Origin of the sequence: Collinsella sp. TF07-1, from assembly GCF_003437235.1 — a bacterium.
Lineage (GTDB): Bacteria > Actinomycetota > Coriobacteriia > Coriobacteriales > Coriobacteriaceae > Collinsella.
This window is the reverse complement of sequence record NZ_QSRV01000031.1, coordinates 1-17,296: the sequence shown is the minus strand read 5'-3', so window position 1 is coordinate 17,296 and position 17,296 is coordinate 1. Positions and strand designations below refer to the sequence as shown.

General features: G+C 60.9%; 18 protein-coding genes. 17 read left to right on the top strand and 1 reads right to left on the bottom strand.

Going from position 1 to position 17,296, the window contains the following annotated elements:
* The first annotated feature begins 288 nt into the window (after nucleotides 1-288).
* The 4 genes from rpsL (at nucleotide 289) to rpsJ (ending at nucleotide 3,702) form a co-directional block, all read left to right on the top strand.
* The gene (gene rpsL, locus DXC67_RS09525) at nucleotides 289-666 is read left to right on the top strand and encodes a 30S ribosomal protein S12 (protein WP_006235012.1); all 378 of its coding nucleotides are present in this window, start codon (nucleotides 289-291) and stop codon (nucleotides 664-666) included.
* Between the two features lie 74 nt (nucleotides 667-740).
* Entirely contained in the window at nucleotides 741-1,214 is a 474-nt protein-coding gene (gene rpsG / locus DXC67_RS09520) for a 30S ribosomal protein S7 (RefSeq protein WP_006235013.1), read from the top strand.
* A gap of 19 nt (nucleotides 1,215-1,233) precedes the next feature.
* On the top strand, nucleotides 1,234-3,333 hold the full coding sequence (fusA, locus tag DXC67_RS09515; RefSeq protein WP_117638191.1) for an elongation factor G: 2,100 nt from the start codon (nucleotides 1,234-1,236) through the stop codon (nucleotides 3,331-3,333).
* 60 nt (nucleotides 3,334-3,393) lie between these two features.
* Nucleotides 3,394-3,702 (top strand): 30S ribosomal protein S10, encoded by a 309-nt coding sequence (gene rpsJ, locus DXC67_RS09510; RefSeq protein ID WP_022094184.1) that lies wholly within the window; start codon nucleotides 3,394-3,396, stop codon nucleotides 3,700-3,702.
* A 115-nt stretch (nucleotides 3,703-3,817) separates the two neighbouring features.
* On the opposite strand, the gene DXC67_RS09505 is transcribed toward rpsJ, so the two are convergent.
* The gene (locus tag DXC67_RS09505) at nucleotides 3,818-4,594 is read right to left on the bottom strand and encodes a biotin--[acetyl-CoA-carboxylase] ligase (RefSeq protein ID WP_158551342.1); all 777 of its coding nucleotides are present in this window, start codon (nucleotides 4,592-4,594) and stop codon (nucleotides 3,818-3,820) included.
* A 176-nt stretch (nucleotides 4,595-4,770) separates the two neighbouring features.
* On the opposite strand from DXC67_RS09505, the gene DXC67_RS09500 reads away from it, so the two are divergent.
* The 13 genes from DXC67_RS09500 (at nucleotide 4,771) to DXC67_RS09440 (ending at nucleotide 17,171) form a co-directional block, all read left to right on the top strand.
* On the top strand, nucleotides 4,771-5,730 hold the full coding sequence (locus DXC67_RS09500) for a 3-oxoacyl-ACP synthase III family protein (RefSeq protein WP_117638189.1): 960 nt from the start codon (nucleotides 4,771-4,773) through the stop codon (nucleotides 5,728-5,730).
* Between the two features lie 51 nt (nucleotides 5,731-5,781).
* A complete protein-coding gene (locus tag DXC67_RS09495; protein WP_006235019.1) occupies nucleotides 5,782-6,018 on the top strand; it encodes an acyl carrier protein in 237 nt (78 codons plus the stop codon).
* A gap of 2 nt (nucleotides 6,019-6,020) precedes the next feature.
* Nucleotides 6,021-6,965: an enoyl-[acyl-carrier-protein] reductase FabK gene (gene fabK / locus DXC67_RS09490; protein WP_117638188.1), complete on the top strand. Its 945-nt coding sequence runs from the start codon at nucleotides 6,021-6,023 to the stop codon at nucleotides 6,963-6,965.
* Nucleotides 6,953-7,879, top strand: a complete 927-nt coding sequence (locus DXC67_RS09485) for an ACP S-malonyltransferase (protein WP_117638187.1) — start codon at nucleotides 6,953-6,955, stop codon at nucleotides 7,877-7,879. The genes fabK and DXC67_RS09485 overlap by 13 nt, the downstream gene beginning before the upstream one ends.
* Nucleotides 7,880-7,909: 30 nt before the next feature.
* Nucleotides 7,910-8,683, top strand: coding sequence for a 3-oxoacyl-[acyl-carrier-protein] reductase (fabG, locus tag DXC67_RS09480; RefSeq protein ID WP_089572490.1), 774 nt, complete (start codon nucleotides 7,910-7,912; stop codon nucleotides 8,681-8,683).
* Nucleotides 8,684-8,722: 39 nt separating this feature from the next.
* A complete protein-coding gene (fabF, locus tag DXC67_RS09475; RefSeq protein ID WP_117563765.1) occupies nucleotides 8,723-9,970 on the top strand; it encodes a beta-ketoacyl-ACP synthase II in 1,248 nt (415 codons plus the stop codon).
* Between the two features lie 3 nt (nucleotides 9,971-9,973).
* Nucleotides 9,974-10,447, top strand: a complete 474-nt coding sequence (accB, locus tag DXC67_RS09470; RefSeq protein WP_117629227.1) for an acetyl-CoA carboxylase biotin carboxyl carrier protein — start codon at nucleotides 9,974-9,976, stop codon at nucleotides 10,445-10,447.
* Nucleotides 10,448-10,456: 9 nt separating this feature from the next.
* Complete coding sequence (gene fabZ, locus DXC67_RS09465) at nucleotides 10,457-10,879, top strand: 3-hydroxyacyl-ACP dehydratase FabZ (RefSeq protein ID WP_099432064.1); 423 nt, start codon at nucleotides 10,457-10,459, stop codon at nucleotides 10,877-10,879.
* A gap of 10 nt (nucleotides 10,880-10,889) precedes the next feature.
* Nucleotides 10,890-12,233, top strand: a complete 1,344-nt coding sequence (locus DXC67_RS09460) for an acetyl/propionyl/methylcrotonyl-CoA carboxylase subunit alpha (protein WP_117638186.1) — start codon at nucleotides 10,890-10,892, stop codon at nucleotides 12,231-12,233.
* Nucleotides 12,220-13,944 (top strand): acetyl-CoA carboxylase, carboxyltransferase subunit beta, encoded by a 1,725-nt coding sequence (gene accD, locus DXC67_RS09455; RefSeq protein WP_117638185.1) that lies wholly within the window; start codon nucleotides 12,220-12,222, stop codon nucleotides 13,942-13,944. Before DXC67_RS09460 ends, accD begins: the two co-directional genes overlap by 14 nt.
* A 40-nt stretch (nucleotides 13,945-13,984) precedes the next feature.
* The gene (locus DXC67_RS09450; RefSeq protein WP_117638184.1) at nucleotides 13,985-15,199 is read left to right on the top strand and encodes a PTS fructose transporter subunit IIB; all 1,215 of its coding nucleotides are present in this window, start codon (nucleotides 13,985-13,987) and stop codon (nucleotides 15,197-15,199) included.
* A 151-nt stretch (nucleotides 15,200-15,350) separates the two neighbouring features.
* Entirely contained in the window at nucleotides 15,351-16,505 is a 1,155-nt protein-coding gene (locus tag DXC67_RS09445; RefSeq protein WP_233503222.1) for a cation diffusion facilitator family transporter, read from the top strand.
* Nucleotides 16,506-16,544: 39 nt separating this feature from the next.
* Nucleotides 16,545-17,171 (top strand): histidine phosphatase family protein, encoded by a 627-nt coding sequence (locus DXC67_RS09440; RefSeq protein WP_117638182.1) that lies wholly within the window; start codon nucleotides 16,545-16,547, stop codon nucleotides 17,169-17,171.
* Nucleotides 17,172-17,296 lie beyond the last annotated feature (125 nt).

The window sequence follows — 17,296 nt, the reverse complement described above, 5'->3', positions numbered from 1 at the left end:
GAAAGCACTTAATGTGCTTTCCGTCTTGCGCAGGACTGTAGAGCAGCAAACTTAAACAGCGGGCCGCACGGGCCGGGAATCCGCCCCCGCGCACAGGAGGGGATTCCTTTTGTGTAGGCTTTGCGGAAATGTGCCAATTTTGGGATACGCCCGGCGGCGTGGTCTGTTGACGACACAGCTAACGCCACGTATCCTATCGAACTGCGTGTTTCGTAGGGGGATGCTGACCCCTCGATTCAAGCCGTTGCACTTTACAGAAAGCTGGAATCATTCGAGAAGGAGTACGCTTTGCCTACTATTAACCAGCTGGTTCGCCAGGGCCGTCGTTCCGTGCCCAAGAAGTCCAAGAACGCTGCTCTGCAGCACAACTCCCAGAAGCGCGGCGTGTGCACCCGCGTCTTCACCACGAGCCCCAAGAAGCCGAACTCGGCTCTTCGTAAGGTTGCCCGTGTTCGCCTTGTCAACGGCATCGAAGTTACCGCTTACATCCCGGGTGAGGGCCACAACCTGCAGGAGCACTCCATCGTGCTCGTCCGCGGCGGTCGTGTCCGTGACCTCCCTGGTGTCCGTTATCACGTCATCCGTGGCGCCTACGACGCTGCTCCGGTCCAGAACCGTATGCAGGCCCGTTCCAAGTACGGTGCTAAGCGCCCCAAGGCTAAATAAGCCAGATAACGTTTTGATACTTTCGCCGTGTGCCGCCCTGAGCGCCGCACGGTAGACACTTAAGGAGATTTCACATGCCGCGTCGTGCAGCAGCTAATCGTCGTGAGGTTCAGCCTGACGCCGTTTACAACAACCGCCTGGTGACTCAGCTCATCAACAAGGTCCTTCTTGACGGCAAGAAGGCCACCGCTGAGCGCATCGTTTACACCGCTTTCGAGATCGTTGCCGAGAAGTCCGAGGGTGGCGACGCTCTCGCTACCTTCAAGAAGGCTATGGACAACGTCAAGCCCACGCTCGAGGTTAAGCCCAAGCGTGTCGGTGGCGCTACCTATCAGGTCCCGATGGAGGTCAACTCCCGTCGTTCCACCGCTCTGGGCATTCGCTGGATCGTCAACTTCTCCCGCGCTCGCAAGGAGAAGACCATGGCCGAGCGTCTCGCCAACGAGATCCTCGACGCTTCCAACGGCCTGGGCGCTTCCGTCAAGAAGCGTGAGGACGTCTTCAAGATGGCCGAGGCCAACCGCGCGTTCTCTCACTATCGTTGGTAAGTTAAGGTAAGGAACTAACATGGCTAAGCCTAAGTACAAGCTTTCCGATACCCGTAACATCGGCATCATGGCCCACATCGATGCTGGTAAGACCACCACGACCGAGCGTATTCTTTACTACACCGGTAAGACCCACAAGATCGGTGAGGTCCATGAGGGCGCTGCCACCATGGACTGGATGGTTCAGGAGCAGGAGCGCGGCGTAACCATTACCTCCGCTGCTACCACCTGCTTCTGGAACAAGGACGGTAAGGACTACCGCATCCAGATCATCGACACCCCGGGCCACGTTGACTTCACCGCCGAGGTCGAGCGCTGCCTGCGCGTCCTCGATGGCGCTGTTGCCGTCTTCGACGCTGTTGCCGGCGTTCAGCCCCAGTCTGAGACCGTTTGGCGTCAGGCTTCCACCTTCAACGTCCCCCGCATCGCCTTCATCAACAAGTATGACCGCGTGGGCGCTGACTTCTTCAACGCTATCGAGACCATGAAGGATCGTCTCGACGCTAACGCCGTGGCCGCTCAGGTCCCGATGGGCGCCGAGGACAACTTCTGGGGCGTCATCGACCTCGTTACCATGACTGCATGGGACTTCAAGGCCGACGAGAAGGGCATGACCTACCCCGAGCCGATGGACGAGATCCCGGCTGAGTTTGCCGACATCGCTGCCACCAAGCGCGAGGAGCTCCTTGACGCTGCTGCCAGCTTTGACGACGAGCTCATGGAGAAGATCCTCATGGAGGAGGACTTCACCGTCGAGGAGCTCAAGGCTGCTCTGCGCAAGGGCGTTCTGGCCAACGAGCTCAACCTCGTCTTCGTGGGTTCCGCCTACAAGAACAAGGGCGTCCAGGAGCTGCTCGACGCTGTCGTCGACTACCTGCCCAGCCCGCTCGACGTTGAGGCCGTCACCGGTACCGATCCGGACACCGGCGAGGAGGTCCAGCGTCATCCTTCCTTCGACGAGCCCTTCTCCGGCCTGGTCTTTAAGATCATGACTGACCCGTTCGTCGGTAAGCTCACCTACGTCCGCGTTTACTCCGGCCGTGCCGAGTCCGGCTCCTACGTTGTTAACGCTTCCAACGGTCAGCGCGAGCGTCTCGGCCGCATCCTCGAGATGAACGCCGCCGAGCGTATCGACCGTGACGACGCTGCCGCTGGCGACATCGTCGCTTGCGTCGGCTTCAAGAACTCCACCACCGGCGACACCCTGTGCGCCGAGGGCAAGGAGATCGTCCTCGAGAAGATCGAGTTCGCTAAGCCCGTTATCGACGTTGCCATCGAGCCCAAGACCAAGGCCGAGCAGGACAAGATGTCCCTGGCTCTGACCAAGCTCGCCGAGGAGGACCCGACCTTCCAGGTGTCCACCAACCACGAGACCGGCCAGACCATCATCGCCGGCATGGGCGAGCTGCACCTCGAGATCATCGTCGACCGTCTGCTCCGCGAGTTCAAGGTTGACGCTAACGTTGGTAAGCCCCAGGTTGCCTACCGCGAGACCGCTGGTCACGACGTCGAGAAGGCTGAGGGCAAGTTCGTCCGTCAGTCCGGCGGTCGCGGTCAGTACGGCCACGCCGTCATCAAGCTCGAGAAGATGGAGGAGGGCTTCGGCTACGAGTTCGTCAACGCTATCGTCGGCGGCGTCGTGCCCAAGGAGTACATCCCGTCCATCGACAAGGGCATCCAGGAGGCCCTGAACACCGGTGTTATCGCCGGCTTCCCGGTCCTCGACGTCAAGGTCACCCTGTTCGACGGTTCTTACCACGAGGTCGACTCCTCCGAGGCCGCCTTCAAGATCGCCGGTTCCATGGCTATCAAGGACGCCCTCAAGAAGTCCGATCCGCAGCTGCTCGAGCCGATCATGGCTGTCGAGGTCGAGACCCCCGAGCAGTACATGGGCGACGTTATGGGCAACCTCTCCGGTCGCCGCGGCAAGATCGAGGGCATGGAGGATCGCAAGAACAGCAAGCTCATCCGTGCCAAGGTGCCGCTGGGCGAGATGTTCGGTTACGCTACCGACCTTCGCTCCCAGACCCAGGGCCGTGCATCCTACACGATGCAGTTCGACTCTTATGAGCCCGCGCCCAAGTCCATCGTGGACGAGGTCATGAGCAAGAACGCCTAAGTTCGAGCTCCCTGTTACGTAATCCGCGAGAACATCTCTCGCACTCTTTGGAGGTTTAAGTTGGCTACCCAGAAGATCCGCATTCGCCTCAAGGGCTATGATCACGAGGTCGTCGATCAGTCCGCGAAGCTCATCGTCGAGACCGCTCAGAAGACCGGTGCTCGCGTTTCCGGTCCTGTCCCCCTGCCCACCGAGCGTAACCTGTACACGGTTATCCGCTCGCCGCACGTGAACAAGGACTCCCGTGAGCAGTTCGAGATGCGCACCCACAAGCGCCTCATCGACATCCTCGACCCCACCTCGGGCACCGTTGATTCGCTCATGCGTCTCGACCTTCCCGCTGGCGTCGACATCGACATCAAGCTCTAAGCGATATCGCTCATAGCTTACAGAGCCCCGCTGCCATTACGGTAGCGGGGCTCTTTTGTTTTGCATGATGGGTTTTACCGCCTGGTAATGCTGCTGAGTAGGTGGCTGCGGCGCCCTATTCGCTCACGGGACGCAGCGATGCCTCCTCAAAATGGAAGGATCGCAAGTCGTCTTCCGTTTCGATGCACGCGCGACCAAAGGCATCAACGGTTTTAAAGATGCCGCGTGCCAGCTCGTCTCCAGCGGGTGAGCGGGCGATAACGTGCTTCCCAATCCAATTGAGGTGAGCGATATATTCGCCGTGGACGGGCGCGAGCGGTCCGGTGTTTTCTTCCATGGCGTTGAGGCGCTCTGCCCAGGCATCTACAGCGTCTATAACTGCGTGATAGACCTCATCGAGGAGCATGTCGACGGCAGGAACGTTCTCGTTAAGGTCCGAGAGACCGATTGCCGGCAAGCCGCCATCGGGCACCTCTTGGGGCGCATAGTTCACATTGACGCCAATGCCACATACGGCGAAAGGTTTGCCTTCGTTATCGCGTGCGGCCTCGACCAGAATGCCGCCGAGTTTGCGTTCACGCGCGACCAGGTCGTTGGGCCATTTGAGGCCAATATCGTTTGCAAGACCCTGTTTTTCGAGCGCCTCGAGCACCGCTAGGCCGCTGACGGCGGCAAGACCAGAGAACTTTGCAGGATTAACGCATGGGCGCAGGACAATCGAAAGCAATAAGTTGCCGACGGTTGAGTCCCACTTGTGCCCGCGCCGGCCACGTCCTGCTGTTTGAGCCCGGGCGGCAAGTCCTGTGCCGTGCGGCGCTCCCTGTTTTCCTGCTTCGAGCAGGTCATCGTTGGTCGATCCGGTTACGTCGACTATCGTTAATTTGGCATCCATTATGGCTGCCACCTCCTTAATGAATAAGTGAATAACGCAATGGTCTCGAGAGATAGACACAATGTGAAGCCTTTGTCGCATTTGGACAATTTAATGTTAACACGTCAACAACGACAAAATTGCGCTATCCTCTCTTGGTCGATGTAAACACGTCAACAACTCAAAGGAGGTTAGTGATGGGTTTCACGATTCTTGGAACAGGCTCGGCGCTTCCTAAGCGCAGTGTTTCCAATGACGAGCTGTCCGAGTTCCTCGATACCTCGGATGAGTGGATTTTTACCCGCACAGGTATCAAGAGCCGCCATGTATGCACCACCGAGTCACTTGACGACCTTGCCGTAGCGGCGAGCGAGCGGGCACTCCAGGTGTCCGGAATCGACGCGAGCCAGCTGGATTTGATCGTCTGCTCGACGACGACGGGTGACCACCTTGTTCCCGCCGAGGCGTGTGCCGTTGCTGAGCGACTGGGCGCGACGTGCCCTGCCTTCGATGTCTCGGCTGCCTGCGCCGGCTTCGTATTTGCGCTCGATGTTGCCGAGGGCTATATCGCCCGAGGACGAGCCAAGCATGTGCTTGTCGTTGCCGCCGAGCAGATGACGCGCGCGCTCGACTGGACCGACCGCGCCACCTGTGTGCTCTTTGGCGATGGGGCAGGCGCCGCGGTGATTGAGGCTGGGGGAGACAGCCCCCTTGCCGTTGAGCTTTCGACGGCGCCCGACGTCGAGACGTTGTGCGTTCCCGGTCTGGTCGGCACCTCGCCGTTTAAGGCCTCCGCAGATAGCGAGAGCGTGCTGTCCATGAATGGCCGCCGCGTGTTCAAGTTCGGCGTCAACGCGATTTGCGACACGGTCCATAAGCTTGCGAGCGATGCGGGCATTTCGGTCGAGGACATCGACCATTTTGTATTCCATCAGGCTAACGAACGAATCCTGAGTCAGGCGGTCAAGCGCCTCGGTGTGCCAGACAAGCGCGTGGTTCGAACGCTGCGCGAGACCGGCAACATTTCGAGCGCCTGCATTCCTCTTGCGCTTGACCGACTGGCACGCACCGACGCACTGAATGCGGGCGACACCATCGCCTTGGTTGGATTTGGCGCCGGTCTGGATATAGGTGGCTATCTGCTTCGTTGGAAGTAGTCGCACATAGGAAATAAAAACGCCCTAGGGCACAACCAAAGGAGAACTACCATGGCAGATCAGAAGACCTTCGAGCGCGTTTGCGACGTTATCCGCGAGACCGCTGGCCTTGACGACGTCGAGATGAAGCCCGAGTCCACGCTCGAGGAGATTGGCCTCGACAGCCTGGGCACCGTCGAGATTCTCGTCGCCGTCGAGGACGAGTTTGGCATCCAGCTCGATACCGAGGAGAACCCCAAGACGGTCGGCGAGTTCGCCGATACGGTCGAGGCGGCATTGGAGAAGTAGAGATGCTCAAGACTCCTCTCTGCGATCTGCTCGGCATCGAAAAGCCTGTATTCCAGGGTGGCATGGCCTGGATTGCCGACGCCTCGCTGGCATCTGCCGTGTCCGAGGCGGGCGGCCTAGGCATCATCGCGGCTATGAATGCCGACGCCAACTGGCTTCGCGACCAGATTCACGAGCTGCGCGCCAAGACGGATAAGCCCTTTGGCGTCAACGTCATGCTCATGAGCCCGTTTGCCGACGAGGTCGCGCAGGTCGTGATTGACGAGCGAGTGCCGGTCGTCGTGACGGGCGCCGGCAATCCCGCCAAGTACATGAAGGCGTGGAACGAGGCGGGCATCAAGGTCATCCCGGTCGTTGCCTCGGTGGCGCTGGCACGCCTCGTGGCGCGTCGTGGAGCCACTGCCGTGGTTGCCGAGGGTACCGAATCAGGCGGCCATATTGGCGAGACCTCGACGATGGCACTGGTGCCGCAGGTTGTCGATGCGGTCGATATTCCCGTGGTTGCGGCTGGCGGTATCGCTGATGGCCGCGGCGTGGCGGCCGCCTTTATGCTGGGCGCCGCCGGCGTGCAAGTGGGTACGCGCTTTCTGATCGCAGATGAGTGCACCGTATCGGAGCAGTACAAGGAGATGGTCCTGAAGGCCAACGACACCTCGACGCGTGCGACCGGCCGCTCGACGGGACACCCGGTGCGTGCCCTCAAGAGCCCCTTCACTAACGCCTACGCCAAGAGCGAGGCGGCGGGCGTAAGCGTCGAGGAGCTCGGGGCCATGGGCACGGGCGCCCTTCGCAAGGCCGCCAAGGACGGCAATTACGAAGAGGGCTCGTTTTTGTGTGGACAGATTGCCGGCATGGTCAACGAGCGCCAAAGTGCACGTGAAATCGTTGACGACCTAGTCGATGGCGCCGAGCACGTCCTGAAGGGTGCGTGCGCATGGGTGGCGTAGCGTTTCTGTTTGCCGGCCAGGGCGCCCAGCACCCCGCGATGGGCGTCGACCTGATCGAGGCATCGCCGGCGGCCGCAGAGGTGTTCGCCATTGTCGACGAGGTGCGCCCGGGGACCAGTGAGCAGTGCCGAAGCGCCTCCAAGGAGGAACTCTCGCAGACCGAGAACACGCAGCCGTGCGTGTTCGTTCACGATCTGGCAGCGGCTGCCGCCCTGCGTGAGCGCGGCGTGGTACCTGCCGCCTGTGCGGGTTTTTCGCTTGGCGAGGTCGCCGCGCTCACCTTTGCGGGGGCGTTCGATACGCGAGCGGGCTTTGAGCTCGTGTGCGAGCGCGCGGCGCTGATGGCCGCGGCTGCCGAGCGCCATCCGGGCGGCATGCGCGCCGTCATCAAGCTCGATGCGGCGCAAGTCGAGAACCTGGCAAAACAGGCCGGCGAGGACTGCTGGCCGGTCAACTACAACAGTCCGCAGCAGACGGTTGTTGCCGGAGCGCCCGAGGCGCTGCAGGAGCTCGACGTCCTAGTAAAAGAGGCTGGCGGCCGCGCTATGAAAGTCGCGGTGTCGGGCGCATTTCATAGCCCCTATATGGCCGAGGCGACTGAGGGGCTGGCGACGTATATCCAAGCCGGCCACGTGCCGTCACCGCTGCTGATTCCGGTCATGGCAAACATGACGGCGGCGCCCTATCCGGCGGACCCGCGAGCGGCATCGGATGTCTTGGCCAATCAGGTGAGTCATGCCGTTCGTTGGGTCGACACGCTGCATACTCTGCAGAATCAGGGCATCGACACGTTTATTGAGGTCGGCCCTGGCAAAACGCTGTCGGGCCTGGTCAAGCGTACGCTGAGCGACGTTCGCGTGTATTCGTGCGAAACGGCCGAGCAGGTCGCAGCTATTGCCGACGAGCTCGCATAGTCCACAGGGCTGTAACCCGAAAGGAATGACATGGGCAACTTGAACAACGGCGCGCTCGAGCGCAACGACTCACGTCGCGTGGCACTGGTCACGGGCGGCTCGCGGGGTATCGGCCGCGCCTGCGCTGTCGGTCTGGCGGAGGACGGCTTTGATATCGCCGTCGTCTATGCCGGCAGCGTCGATGCGGCGCGCAAGACGTGCGAAGCCTGTGAGGCGGTTGGCGCCACGGCACGCGCATATCAATGCGACGTGGCCGATCCCGCTGCCGTCAACGCGTGCGTGGAAGCGGTCCTCAACGACTTTGGTTCCATTTGGGCGCTCGTCAACAACGCCGGCATCACCCGCGATGGCCTGCTCATGCGCATGGGCGATGACGCATTCGATCGCGTGCTCGATGTCAATCTCAAGGGAACATTCAATATGACGCGCGCGCTCACCAAGACCTTTATGCGCCAGCGCGGCGGTTGCGTCGTCAACATGAGCTCGGTCGTGGGCCTGATGGGCAATGCCGGGCAAGCCAACTACGCTGCTTCCAAGGCGGGCGTGATAGGGCTTACCAAGGCGGTGGCGCGCGAGCTTGCGCCTCGTGGCGTACGAGCGAACGCGGTCGCTCCCGGGTTTGTCGAGACAGATATGACGGCAAAGCTCTCGGAGAAGGTGCGTACGGCAACCGAGGAACAGATTCCCCTTAAGCGCATGGCACGTCCCGAGGAAGTGGCCGGCGTGGTGCGCTTTTTAGCGAGCGATGCGGCTGCTTACATTACGGGCGAGGTCGTGCGCGTCGACGGCGGAATGGCGATGTAGAAACCAGGGCCGAAGAACGGCTTGGATGAGGAGACCATGATGGAACAGAGAGTTGCAATCACCGGCATCGGTGCCGTATCGCCGCTCGGCAACACCGCGCTTGCCACCTGGGCGGCCATGTGCGCCGGGACCTGTGGCATCGGCCCGATCACGCACTTTGATACCGATGCGTTTACCGTCAAGGTGGCGGCCGAAGTCAAGGGCTTTGACGGCAACGAGTACTTTGGCAAGCGCGACGCCAAGCATCTCGACCCCTGCGTTCAGTTTGCGCTGGTGGCTTCGGACGAGGCAATGCACGATGCGGGCTTTGATGCCGAAGGCGCCATCGATCGCGAGCGCCTGGGCGTTTACGTGGGGTCGGGCGTGGGCGGCATGCAGACGCTCGTCGACAACGTCCATACGATTGCCGACCGTGGGCCCCGCCGCGCATCGCCTTACATGATCGCGATGATGATCCCCAACATGGCATCGGGCAATATCGCAATCCGTCACAAGGCAAAGGGACCGACCCTGCCAGTCGTGACTGCGTGCGCGACCTCGGCCCATGCGGTGGGCGAGGCGTTCCGTGCTATTAAGCACGGCTATGCCGACGCGATCCTCGCGGGCGGTGCCGAGGCGGCCATTATCCCCGATGCTGTTGCAGGCTTTACGTCCTGCCGCGCATTGACCACCAACCCCGATCCCGCGACGGCCTGCCGCCCGTTCGACGCAGACCGCGATGGCTTTGTGATGGGTGAGGGCGCCTGCGTGCTGGTACTCGAGAGCATGGAGCATGCGCAGGCGCGCGGTGCGCACATTTATGCCGAGGTCGTGGGCTACGGCAACACCGATGATGCCTATCACATTACGAGTCCCGACCCCGATGCCGCCGGCATTGCCCGTGCGATATCGCTGGCGGTAGCCGAGGGCGACGTCAAGCCTTCCGAGGGTCTCTACATCAACGCCCACGGCACCTCGACCAAGCTCAACGATTCGTCCGAGACGACAGGCATTAAGCGGGCGCTCGGCGAGGACGCGGCACGCGCCGCACACGTCTCGTCGACCAAGTCGATGACCGGGCACATGATCGGTGCCACGGGTGCCATCGAGGTCATGGCCTGTGCCATGGCGCTCGAGCAGGGCGTGGTGCCCCCGACCATTAACTACCACACGCCCGATCCCGCCTGCGATCTTGATTACACGCCTAATCGAGCGGTTCGCGCCGACCTTACCTGGGCGCTTTCGACCAACCTGGGCTTTGGCGGGCACAACGCCGCCATCGCGCTGCGTAGATATACGAGGAGCTAGAGCATGGATTCCAAAAGACTTGCCGAGATAGCCGATGTGATGGAGGACCGCGGCCTTACGCGCGTACGTGTTGAGGAGCCCGATGGCACCGCGGTCGAACTCGAGCGCGCGAGTGTGGCGCAGCCGGTTGCCGTGCCCATGCCTATGCCGAGCGCCATGGCCGCTCAAGTTGCAGCTCCCACAGTCGCGCCTGCCGCACCGGAACCCGCCACGCAGACACCTGCCGCCGCGCCGGAGCCCAAGGGCACCGAGGTGACTGCTCCCATGGTGGGCGTCTTCTATGCTGCCCCTGCGCCGGGCGACGAGCCATTTGTGCGCGTGGGCTCCAAGGTCAAGGCCGGCGAGACCCTCTGCATCATCGAGGCCATGAAGGTTCTCAACGAGGTGACGGCCGAGGCAGACGGTGAGGTGCTCGAGATCTGCGTGGCCGACGGCGACCTCGTGGAGTTTGGCAGCTGCCTCATGAGGATCGGATAGGTGATATCCATGAACAAAGAAGAGCTCAAGAAGCTGTTACCGCATCGCGAGCCGATGCTTTTGCTCGACGAAGCCGAGCTGGTGGGCGACGAGGCCCACGGCAAGATCACGATTACAGGCGACGAGTACTTTTTGCAGGGACATTTTCCGGGAAACCCGGTCGTTCCCGGCGTGATTCAGTGCGAGATGCTCGCCCAGAACTGCTGCGTGCTGCTGATGGGCGATGAGGAGGCGCGCGGCGCGACGCCGTTCTACACGAGTCTGGACAAGGTGCGCTTTAAGCGTCCGGTGCGCCCGGGCGACACGGTGGATCTAGTGTGCTCCATCACGCGTGCGCGCGGGCCGTTCCGCTTTGCGACGGGTACTGCGAGCGTCAACGGTGAGGTTTGCTGCCGCGCCGATATGTCTTTTGCACTCATGCACGAAAGTTAAGGAAGGCTTCATGTTCGACAAAGTGCTCATCGCCAACCGCGGCGAAGTCGCGGTCCGTGTTATCCGCGCGTGCCGCGATATGGGCATCAAGACCGTCGCCGTATATTCCACGGCCGATGCGGACGCGCTACACGTGCAGCTTGCCGACGAGGCGTATTGCATCGGCGGCCCGCGTCTTGCCGAGAGCTACCTCAACGACGATGCTGTGCTCACCTGTGCCGTGAAGTCGGGGGCAAAGGCGATCCATCCTGGCTACGGTTTCTTTTCCGAGAAGGCGAGCTTCGTGCGCGACTGCGACAAGTACGGTCTGGCGTTTGTTGGTCCCTCGGCCGAGGTCATCGACAGCATGGGCGACAAGGATGCCGCACGTAGAACGGCTGCCGCGGCGGGCGTGCCCATCGTGCCGGGCTGCGATTTGCTCAAAAGCCCCGAGGAGGCGACGGCCGAGGCCGAGCGCATTGGCTGCCCCGTGCTTATTAAGGCGCGTGCAGGTGGTGGCGGTCGCGGCATTCGCAAGGTCGAGCGCGTGGAAGATGCGGCAAAGGCGTTCATCGAGGCGCGTGCCGAGGGCGAGGCCGTTTTTGGCGACGGCGAGTGCTACATGGAGAAGTTCGTCGCGCCGGCGCACCACGTTGAGGTGCAGATTATGGCCGATAAGCAGGGCCATGTGTTTTCGCTCGGCGAGCGCGAGTGCTCGGTGCAGCGCCGCAACCAAAAGCTGATCGAGGAGAGCCCCGCGCCGTGCCTCGACGGACGCGATGATATTCGCGCGCGCATGCACAAGGCCGCGCGCGACCTGGCTCGTGCCGTTGGCTATGAGGGCGCTGGCACCATCGAGTTTTTGTACTCAGATGACGGTAATTTCTACTTTATGGAAATGAACACGCGCTTGCAGGTTGAGCATCCGGTTACGGAGTTTGTGACCGATACCGACCTGGTTAAGTGGCAGCTGCGCGTGGCTGCCGGCCAGCCTCTGCCCTTTGAGCAGGAGGACATGCCAGTCCGCAATCATGCCATGGAGTGCCGCATCAATGCCGAAACGCCGGACTTCCTGCCGTCATGCGGAACGGTCACCGCGTTGCGTGTACCGGGTGGTCCGCGTGTGCGCTGGGATTCGGCCATGTTTACCGGTGCAAAAGTTCCGCCGTACTACGACTCCATGCTCGGCAAGCTCATCGTGTGTGCGCCCACGCGCGACGGTGCCATTCGTAAGATGCGCTCGGCCCTGGGCGAGCTCGTGATTGAGGGCGTGAGCGAAAACAGCGAGCTTCAGCTCGACGTGCTGGCAAACGACGAGTTCTTGTCGGGCATGTATCACACCGATCTGATGGGGCATCTCTATGCTGATGAATAGAAAAGCGAAGACGGTCAACGTCCTTGAGGGGCCGATAACCGAGTCGTGCGCCGAGTTCCCCGCGCGCCACGCGTTTATCAAGTGCCCGGAGTGCCGCCGTGTGATCGATGAGGCACGCCTGCACGACAACCTCGAGGTGTGCCCCCGTTGCGGCAAGCATTTTCGCGTGAGCGGTCGCGCGCGCATGCTCATGACAGTCGACGAGGGCACGTTTGAGGAATGGGATGCCAATCTGGCGTCGGAGGACTTCCTTTCGTTTCCCGGTTATGCCGACAAGCTTAAGAGCGCGGGCGAACGTTCGGGCGAGCGCGATGCCGTTATGTGCGGCAGGGGCAAAATCTGCGGCTGCGATACCGCGCTCTTCTTAATGGATGCCAACTTTATGATGGGCTCGATGGGTTCCGTGGTGGGCGAAAAGATCTGTCGCGTCTTTGAGCGCGCGACCGAGCTGGGATTGCCAGTCGTCGGCTTTACCGTTTCGGGCGGCGCCCGCATGCAGGAGGGCGTGACCTCGCTCATGCAGATGGCCAAGATTTCTGCGGCGGTTAGGCGCCACAGCGAGGCGGGCGGCCTGTATATCACGGTGCTCACCGATCCCACGACCGGAGGTGTAACCGCGAGCTTTGCCATGGAGGGCGACATTATCCTGGCCGAGCCCGATGCCCTGACGGCATTTGCCGGCCCGCGCGTGATCGAGCAGAACATGCACAAGCGTCTGCCCAAGGGATTCCAGCGTTCCGAGTTTTTGCTGGAGCACGGCTTTTGCGATGCCGTTGTTCCGCGTGGTGAGATTGCGCTCACGGTAGGCGAGCTGCTGGCGCTGCACGAAGGGCACGCGCCCGGCCTGGGGGCACCGCATGAGATCGTGCATACGGGTCGTCGCGACAAAAAGCTGGGACACTTGTTTAAGCGCTCGGCCGCACCAAAAAGCGCGCTCGAAATCGTCAAACAGACTCGCTCGGCGAACCGCGCCACGGCAGGCGAGATGATCTCGTTGGGTCTCGACGGATTCGTAGAGCTGCACGGTGACCGCTACTTTGGCGACGATGCTGCCGTGGTGGGCGGCATCGGCTGGAAAGACGGGCGACCCGTGACGGTTATCGCCATCGAGCGCGGTACCACGACCAAAGAGCGCATGCGTCGCAACTTTGGCATGGCGCATCCCGAGGGCTACCGCAAGGCACGTCGCCTGATGCACCAAGCCGAGAAATTTGGTCGGCCGGTTCTGTGCCTGGTTGATACTTCGGGCGCGTTTTGCGGCATCGGTGCCGAGGAGCGCGGCCAGGGCGAGGCGATTGCCCAGAATCTCATGGAGATGAGCGGCCTTAAGACGCCGATTGTCTCGGTGGTGACAGGCGAGGGCGGCTCTGGTGGCGCGCTGGCGCTGTCCGTGGCCGACCGCATCCTGATGCTCTCGAGCTCGGCCTATTCGGTCGTGAGCCCCGAGGCCTGTGCGTCGATCCTGTGGAAGGATACCGAGCGCGCGAATGAGGCCGCTGAGGCGCTTAAGCTCACGGCCCCCGATCTGTTGGCGCTCGGCATCATCGACGGCATTGTTGACGATAGGGGCCTGTCGCATGAGGAGATCGCCGGTGTCGTCATGTCCTCGGCATTTGATGCCTTCGATACGCTTGGGCAGCTCGACGACGCGACCCTCACAAACCTCCGCTACGAAAAGTACCGCGCAATCGGTCAGTACCGCACGATGTGACAAAGGGACAGCCCGCATGTCACATTGGGAAAGGCGTTCCATGTCACAAGTTTCTAACACCTCGTTTACAACGACGGTTTCATCAAACGCCATGGCCGTGGTGGACTATCTGTCCAAAAGCATGATGTCGGCGCTGCCGTTTATTGTTTGCGCGGCGTTGTTCCGCACCGCCGCCGTCATTATGGGCGAAGGCATGCTGGGCCTGTGGTCTGCCGATTCCGAAATCTATCGCCTGTTCTACAGTTGGCTCTATAACGCCGGCTACTACTTTTTGCCCATTTATCTTGGTTGGGCGGCCGCCCGCCAGCTCGGTTGCTCGGAGCAGCTGGGCATGATGCTGGGCGGCGTATTGATTGCGCCCGATCTGCTTAAGCTCGTCGATGCCGCATCGACGACGGGGGCAGCGATGACTTTCGTGTATGGTCTGCTTCCCGCGCCGGTCAACGATTACACAACGACTGTTATTCCGGTTCTCATCTCGGTACCCGTGCTATGGCGAGTGGAGTGTTTCTTCCAGCGCGTTATCCCTAAGGCCGTGGCGTTTTCGTTTGTTCCGTTTGCAACCATGCTCGTCATGGTTCCGGCCTCGCTGTGTATTACGGCGCCGGCGGGCAGCTATCTGGGCATGCTGTTGGGACAGCTTATGTTTATGCTTGGCAATTCCGGTGGCATCGTGTCGCTGCTCACGCTTATGGGACTTGCCGCGGGCTGGGAGTTTCTTAAGATCGCGGGTGTCAGCAACGTTGTCCTATCGCTCGCCTATGCGCAGTTTATGAGTGTGGGAACGGATTCGTGCATTCTGATCGCTGCGACGATGGCGACGTTCGCCGTTTGGGGCATGCCCTTTGGCGCGTCGCTCCGCGTTGTGGATAAGGACGAGAAGGCGCTCATGCTGGGCTATTCGATCTCGGGCGTGCTTGGCGGCGTAAGCGAGCCGGCGCTGTACGGCTGCGGCTTTAAATATGGCAGGTGTCTGACATGCATGGCCATTGGCGGCGCCGTCGGAGGCCTTGTTGCGGCCGTGGGCCACGTTACGGCCTATACCATCGGCATGACGAATGTCCTTATGGTCATTGGCTTTGCCACGGGCGGCATTTCGAACCTGCTGTGGTGCTGCGCTGCCGGTGGCACGGCATTTGCGGTGTCTGCGGCGCTGAGCTACTGCTTTGGCGTGGTGCCGGCGAAGGGGCAGGTGACGGGGGACGGAGCCGATTTGCCCGAAACCTCGAAGAGCGTGGCCGAGGCAAGCGCATAAACCTGTGCGACAAAGGGACGGTCCCGCATGTCGCATTCCAAGGCCGTGGCCCGTGTGGGTTGCGGCCTTTTTGTATCTGGGGGACAAAGTGGCTACACTACAATCCGTTTGAGCAATAGATATATAGGTAGTACCGTGGGGGCGGATGCAGATGGTCGAGTGGATTGTTCGTCGTGCGCAGGGCGACCGTGCACGCGTGGGAACGTTGACGGGCATGGTGTGTATTCTCGCCAATGTGGCACTATGCGCTGCGAAGGGTGCAATTGGCGTGCTGTCGGGATCGGTTTCAATCGTGGCGGACGCTATGAACAACCTGTCTGATGCCAGCTCGAACATCGTGAGCGTGCTTGGCTTTAAGCTGGCGGGCAAGCCGGCAGACCCCGAGCATCCTTACGGCCATGGCCGCTACGAGTATCTCTCGGGTCTGGTCGTGGCGGCGCTCGTGCTGCTGATCGGCCTTGAGCTTATCAAGTCCTCGGTTGAGCGCGTCATCCACCCCGAACCTGTCGAGTTCTCGCTTGCCCTGGTGGCAGTCCTTGCGCTTTCGATGGTCGTAAAGCTTTGGATGGCGGCCCTCAACCAAAAACTCGGCGATCGCATTGAGTCCGAGACGCTGCATGCGACCGCGCAGGATTCCAAGAACGATGTTCTAGCCACGGGCGCCGTGTTGGCGTGCGCGATTGTTTCGCAGGTGACGCATATCAATCTAGATGCATGGGTCGGCCTTGCCGTTGGCGCCTATATCGGCTGGAGCGGTTTTGAGCTCATCCAGGATACGGTGAGCCCGCTTTTGGGCCAGGCGCCCGATCCCAAGCTGGTCAAGCACATTCGAGACAAAATCATGAGCTACCCCGGCGTTTTGGGCGTCCACGACCTTATGGTTCACGATTACGGTCCGGGCAGGAAGTTTGCAAGTGCGCACGCCGAGATGGCGGCCGAGACCAGCCCGCTGGAAAGTCACGACACACTCGATAACATCGAGCAGTCGTTTAGGGTCGAAGACGGCATGATCGTCACGCTTCACTACGATCCCATCGTGACCGATGACCCCAAGGTGGCGAGCATGCGTTTACGCATTAACGCCATGGCTCAACAGATCGATAGCCGCCTCTCGATTCATGACCTACGCTGTGTGCCGGGTCCTACGCACACCAACGTGATCTTTGACTGCGTGCGTCCCTCGGATTTGCAGATGAGCGCCGAGGACCTAAAGCGTACGTTGGCAAAAAAGGTGGAATTCGAATATTCCAAGTCGATTGCCAAGATCACGATCGACGAAGACTACGTAGGCCATACCCACGAGTAAGGCTGCGCCGGCAAAGCAGGTTATGCAGAAGGGGAGAGCATGAAGAAGCTGTATCTACTCCGCCACGGCCAGACGGAATTCAACGTCAAAAAGCTCGTCCAGGGTCGCTGCGATTCACCGCTCACCAATTTGGGTCGTCAACAGGCACAGACAGCCGCCGCATGGCTCAAGGTCCATGGCGTCGTCCCCGACAAAGTGGTCTCTTCGCCCTTAGGCCGAGCCATGGACACGGCAAGTCTCGTCGCAACCGAGCTTCTCGGCGCAGACGCTGACGTTGAGCCCTGCGAAGGCATCATCGAGCGCTGCTACGGAACCTTCGAGGAAGGCCCTCACGACGCATTACCTACCGACGTCTGGGATCCGGGCGAGGACTTGGTCCCCTTTGGAGGAGAGGGAAGCAAAACGTTGCAAGAACGCATGGTAGCTGCTCTCACCAATCTCATAAGCGCCGAGGGCATCGAAACCCTACTAGCAGTAAGCCACGGCAGCGCCAGCCGCCAATTCATCAAGGCTGCAGCCCCAGAGGGCTTCGAGCTCCCAGCAAAACTCCCCAACTGCGCCATCATGATCTTCGATTTTGACGAGGAAAAGCCGCAAGCAGAAGGCGAGCCAATGCAGTGTAAGTTCACCCTTCAACAAATAGTGGACCCCCAACAAAGTAATTAGCTGAGCGAGCAGAGTTAAGCAGACATCAACGTGTCGTCTCCCGAGCTTGGCAGAGGGGCGGCGAAATATATTAAGTTTGTCGCGAGTTCCGCACGCAAAGGAAAGCACTTAATGTGCTTTCCGTC

Coding starts and splice junctions, on each gene's coding strand:
- DXC67_RS09500 (WP_117638189.1), top strand. CDS start 4,771: ATGGGTTTCACGATTCTTGGAACAGGCTCGGCGCTTCCTAAGCGCAGT.
- fabZ (WP_099432064.1), top strand. CDS start 10,457: ATGAACAAAGAAGAGCTCAAGAAGCTGTTACCGCATCGCGAGCCGATG.
- accB (WP_117629227.1), top strand. CDS start 9,974: ATGGATTCCAAAAGACTTGCCGAGATAGCCGATGTGATGGAGGACCGC.
- DXC67_RS09445 (WP_233503222.1), top strand. CDS start 15,351: ATGGTCGAGTGGATTGTTCGTCGTGCGCAGGGCGACCGTGCACGCGTG.
- DXC67_RS09460 (WP_117638186.1), top strand. CDS start 10,890: ATGTTCGACAAAGTGCTCATCGCCAACCGCGGCGAAGTCGCGGTCCGT.
- rpsG (WP_006235013.1), top strand. CDS start 741: ATGCCGCGTCGTGCAGCAGCTAATCGTCGTGAGGTTCAGCCTGACGCC.
- DXC67_RS09495 (WP_006235019.1), top strand. CDS start 5,782: ATGGCAGATCAGAAGACCTTCGAGCGCGTTTGCGACGTTATCCGCGAG.
- fabG (WP_089572490.1), top strand. CDS start 7,910: ATGGGCAACTTGAACAACGGCGCGCTCGAGCGCAACGACTCACGTCGC.
- DXC67_RS09505 (WP_158551342.1), bottom strand. CDS start 4,594: ATGGATGCCAAATTAACGATAGTCGACGTAACCGGATCGACCAACGAT.
- DXC67_RS09440 (WP_117638182.1), top strand. CDS start 16,545: ATGAAGAAGCTGTATCTACTCCGCCACGGCCAGACGGAATTCAACGTC.
- fabF (WP_117563765.1), top strand. CDS start 8,723: ATGGAACAGAGAGTTGCAATCACCGGCATCGGTGCCGTATCGCCGCTC.
- fabK (WP_117638188.1), top strand. CDS start 6,021: ATGCTCAAGACTCCTCTCTGCGATCTGCTCGGCATCGAAAAGCCTGTA.
- DXC67_RS09450 (WP_117638184.1), top strand. CDS start 13,985: ATGTCACAAGTTTCTAACACCTCGTTTACAACGACGGTTTCATCAAAC.
- DXC67_RS09485 (WP_117638187.1), top strand. CDS start 6,953: ATGGGTGGCGTAGCGTTTCTGTTTGCCGGCCAGGGCGCCCAGCACCCC.
- accD (WP_117638185.1), top strand. CDS start 12,220: ATGCTGATGAATAGAAAAGCGAAGACGGTCAACGTCCTTGAGGGGCCG.
- fusA (WP_117638191.1), top strand. CDS start 1,234: ATGGCTAAGCCTAAGTACAAGCTTTCCGATACCCGTAACATCGGCATC.